The sequence below is a fragment of the Salinicola sp. genome (assembly GCF_982684285.1).
Genome location: NZ_CEXLVS010000299.1, coordinates 1 through 4342 on the forward strand (window position 1 = coordinate 1; position 4342 = coordinate 4342).

Below are 4342 nucleotides of genomic sequence, written 5' to 3' on the forward strand. Positions count from 1 at the left end.
CACGCCAGCCCGATCAGCGCACGCCACACCGGTTCCTCCGGCCCGACCTCCTCGATCGCCAGGTTGGCGACGAAGGTCGCCGCCAGCAGCAGCGCGACCACCAGCGGGAAACGCATCAGCACGTCCCGGTAGCTGGCCATTTCACGCAGGCGTCGCCGCAGGCGGTTACCGATCGGTGCCGACATCGGGGATCAGCCGGTCACCCGGCCAGGACCTCGTCGACCAGCGCCTTGGCTTCCTGCTGAATCTGCTTGAGATGAGCCTCGCCCTGGAAACTCTCGGCGTAGATCTTGTAGACGTCCTCGGTACCGGAGGGGCGTGCGGCGAACCAGCCGGCGTCGGTGACCACTTTCAGGCCGCCGATGGCGGCACCGTTGCCCGGGGCCTCGGTCAGTTTGCGGGTGATCGGGTGGCCGGCCAGCGTGTCGGCGGTGACCTGCTCGGGGGACAGCTTGCCGAGCCTGGCTTTCTGCTCGCGGTTGGCCGGCGCATCGACGCGTTCATAGACCGGCGCTCCGAAGCGTTCGGTCAGCGCCTGGTAGCGTTCGCCCGGATCCTTGCCGGTGACGGCGGTGATCTCGGCGGCGAGCAGGCCGAGAATGATGCCATCCTTGTCGGTGGACCACGGCTTGCCGTCCAGGGTCAGGAACGAGGCGCCGGCGGACTCCTCGCCCCCGAAGCCGAGGCTGCCCTCGATCAGGCCATCGACGAACCACTTGAAGCCCACCGGCACCTCGACCACGTCCCGCCCCAGCCCTTGTGCGACGTAATCGATCATCGACGACGAGACCAGCGTCTTGCCGATGGCGGCCTTGCCGCTCCAGTTCGGACGATGGGTGAAGAGGTATTCGATGGCGACGGCGAGATAGTGGTTGGGATTCAGCAGCCCGCTCGAGCGGGCGACGATGCCGTGGCGATCGTGATCGGTATCACAGGCGAACGAGACGTCGAAGCGATCCTTGTTCTCGATCAGGCCGGCCATGGCGTAGGGCGACGAGCAGTCCATGCGGATCTTGCCGTCCCAGTCGACGCGCATGAAGCGGAAGGTCGGATCGACGGTGGTCGAGATCACTTCCAGCGGCAGGTCGTACTTCGCGGCGATCCGTGGCCAGTAGTGCACCCCGGCCCCACCCAGCGGGTCGACGCCGAACTTGAGCCCGGAGTCGCGGATCGCGGCCATGTCGATGACCTTGTCGAGGCCACCGACGTAGCTGTCGATGAAATCGAAACGCTGGGTGGTCGGTGCCTTCAGCGCGTCGGCGTAAGCGACGCGGCGAACGCCCTCGAGCCCGCCGGCGAGCAGTTCGTTGGCCCGCTCCTGGATCCACTTGGTGACGTTGGTATCGGCCGGCCCGCCATTGGTGGGGTTGTACTTGAACCCGCCATCCCCCGGCGGGTTGTGCGAGGGCGTTATCACGATGCCGTCGGCCAGACCGCCGCTGCGGCCCTGGTTGTGAACCAGAATGGCGTTGGAGATCGCCGGTGTCGGCGTATACCCCACCTCGCCACCGGTCTCGTCGCAACCGGCGTCGATGCGCGTCTCGACGCCGTTGGCCGCCAGCACTTCCAGTGCCGAGACGAATGCCGGCTCGGAGAGCGCGTGGGTATCCATGCCGATGAACAGCGGGCCGTCGACGCCCTGCGCTTCGCGGTACTCGCAGATCGCCTGGGTCGTGGCCAGGATGTGCCATTCGTTGAAACTGGTCTTCAGCGAGGAACCGCGATGGCCGGAGGTGCCGAAGGCCACCTGCTGACCCGGGTCGCTGGGGTCCGGCCGCTCGCTGTAGTAGCGTGACACCAGGCGCGGAATGTTGGTTAGGCCGTGCTCGTCCGGCAAGCGTCCTGCTTGGGAATCGATGCTCATCGTCAGTTCCTTTCGATGGTCTGGGGAGGGATGCCTTCCTTATAGCAGACCATCTTCACGGCCCGACAGGCAAGACGAGCCCGGCGCCCGCGCTCACCCTGCCCGGCCGTCCGCCGCCGCCGCATCGCCTACTGGCAGGCCACCACCGCCGTGTCCTCCTCGCCTGCCGCTGCCGGCCTCGTTCTCACGCCCACGAGAACCAGCGCGGCCGCGGCCAGCAGCAGCGTGCCAGCGGTGGCGCAGACGCCCAGGACACCACCGATATCGAACATCACCCCGCCGACCGCCGCGCCCAGGGCGATCGCCAGCTGGATCGAGGCCACGATCAAGCCGCCGCCGCTCTCGGCTTCGTCCGGCACGACACGCGTGATCCAGGTCGACCAGGCGACCGGCACGGCGCCGAAGGCGAAGCCCCACAGCGCGACCATGAGCGCATCGGTCCCCATCGAGAAGCCGCCCAGCGTGGCCAGCAGCCAGCCCAGCGAGCCCATGATCAGCGGCATCAGCAGCAGCGTCAGGCGCAGACTGCGCTCAAGCAGGTAGCCCGCGGCCAGGGTCCCGACGAAGTTCGCCACGCCGAACGCCAGCAGGGTCGACGACAGCGCGTTGATACCCATGTGCGACACGCCCTCGAGAAACGGGCGGACGTAGGTAAAGAAGGCGAAATGGCCGCAGAACACCAGCAGGATGGCCACGATACCGACCACCATGCCCGGCCGTTTCATCACGCTCACCAGCGTGCCGAGCGGCGTCGGATGCTCCGGTGTCATGCGCGGCAGGGTGATGTACTGGAAGACCAGCGTCAGCACCGATATCGCGGTGGCGAGCAGAAAGACGTTGCGCCAGCCCACCAGGTCGCCGAGATAGCTGCCCAGTGCGGCGGCACTGATGGTGGCGATGGGCACGCCGGTGAACAGCAGGGAGAGCGCGCGCGGGACGTCGTGCTCCGATACCAGCCGCATCACGGTAGCGGCGGAGAGCGCCCAGAATCCGCCCAGCGCCACGCCCAGCAGCACCCGCCCGGCCAATAGCCAGATCAGGTCCGGCGAGTAGGCGACCAGCAGGTTGGCGGCGATCATTAGCCCGGAGAACGCCAGCAGCACGTGGCGACGATCGAGTCGCTGGGTGACGGAGGTCACCAGCAACCCGGACAGCAGCGCCACCACCGCCGTCACCGTAACGGCCTGCCCCGCCTGGCCCTCGCTGATCGCCAGCGAATCCGCCATCGGGGTCAGCAGGCTGGCCGGCAGGAATTCAGCCATGACCAGGCTGAAAACCCCCATCGTCAGCGAGAATACGGCAAGCCAGCGCGACGGCACCGGCGGCTTGTCCGTGGCGTGTTGAGCATCTTGCGTCGTCATGTCGATATTTCCGATTGAAGGCTTGGGATACTGCATAGACTAAAGTAGGATTTCAGGATCATCTATCACCAAAGCTCCGACATGATTGATCAAAAGTCCGAGATTTTGACCGACATCGGCTCGCCCGCCCGCTCCAGCGAATGGATCAACGAGCTGCTCCTTGGCATGCGCCTGTCGGGGCTGAACTATCGATGCGTCCAGATGGCGCCCCCTTTCGGCATCCGTTTCGACACCAATAGCCAGTGCGCCCAGTTTCACTTCGTCGCCCAGGGGCCGGTCATGCTGCGGCTCGGAGACGAAGAGCAGGTTCTGGAGACGGGCGACGCCGTGCTGCTGCCGCGGGGAGGGCAGCACTGCCTGCTCTCTTCACCCGAGGTGGAGAGCCGTGACATCGGGCAGATCGGTGCACTGCCGCTTTGCGCCGGCTTCAGTTGCGTCGGTGAGGGCTCGCCAACCGATGGCGGCGTTCCCCCCGTGCGTCTGTTCAGCGGCTGCATGCAGTTCGACCTGGGCGGCATGCAGCCCTTGATCCCGATGATGCCGGCGGTGATGCACGTGGGAACGCTGCTCTCCCGCTATCCGGAGATGCTGCCGATGCTCGAGGCGATGGCGCGGGAGTCGGGGCTCGAGCGCGCGGGTGCCGCGGGCATCCTCTCGCGGCTGGCCGACGTGGTCGCCGCCAGCATCGTGCGAGGCTGGGTCGAGTGCGGCTGCGCGGAAGTGGGCGGCTGGGTCGAGGCGCTGCGTGATCCGCGCCTGGGCAGGGTCATCGCCGCGGTACACCGCGATCCCGGGCGCGACTGGACGGTGGCCGCCATGGCCGCGGAGATGGGTAGCTCCCGCTCGGTATTCGCCGCACGCTTCCGAAGCTCTCTTGGCATATCGCCGCTGGGCTATGTCACCCAGCTCCGTATGTGTCTGGCCACGCAGTGGATCGCCGAGCGGCAAGTGTCGATCGAGCAGGTCGCCGAACGCCTCGGCTACGGCTCCCAGGCCGCCTTCAGCCGCGCCTTCAAGCGCGCCACCGGCAAGACGCCGGGAACCATCAGACAAGTCGACGGCCAGTGACCGTCCCGGCTGGAACATGGGTGGCAGCGACCCGGCCGACCAGCGACAC

At 67.0% G+C, this 4342-nt stretch carries 4 protein-coding genes; 1 reads left to right on the forward strand and 3 read right to left on the reverse strand.

All coding sequences use genetic code 11. The annotated features are described in order from the left end of the window. The 3 genes from AC3AYF_RS18595 to AC3AYF_RS18605 form a co-directional block, all read right to left on the reverse strand. Window positions 1-185 (reverse strand): hypothetical protein (locus AC3AYF_RS18595; RefSeq protein WP_487780164.1); only part of this gene is annotated, 185 nt, incomplete at its 3' end. A 14-nt stretch (window positions 186-199) separates the two neighbouring features. Next, the gene (gene pgm / locus AC3AYF_RS18600; RefSeq protein WP_295037054.1) at window positions 200-1864 is read right to left on the reverse strand and encodes a phosphoglucomutase (alpha-D-glucose-1,6-bisphosphate-dependent); all 1665 of its coding nucleotides are present in this window, start codon (window positions 1862-1864) and stop codon (window positions 200-202) included. 128 nt (window positions 1865-1992) lie between these two features. Beyond that, the gene (locus tag AC3AYF_RS18605) at window positions 1993-3225 is read right to left on the reverse strand and encodes an MFS transporter (protein ID WP_295037051.1); all 1233 of its coding nucleotides are present in this window, start codon (window positions 3223-3225) and stop codon (window positions 1993-1995) included. An 81-nt stretch (window positions 3226-3306) separates the two neighbouring features. Between AC3AYF_RS18605 and AC3AYF_RS18610 the strand changes: the two genes are divergently transcribed. Beyond that, complete coding sequence (locus AC3AYF_RS18610; RefSeq protein ID WP_295037049.1) at window positions 3307-4293, forward strand: AraC family transcriptional regulator; 987 nt, start codon at window positions 3307-3309, stop codon at window positions 4291-4293. Window positions 4294-4342 lie beyond the last annotated feature (49 nt).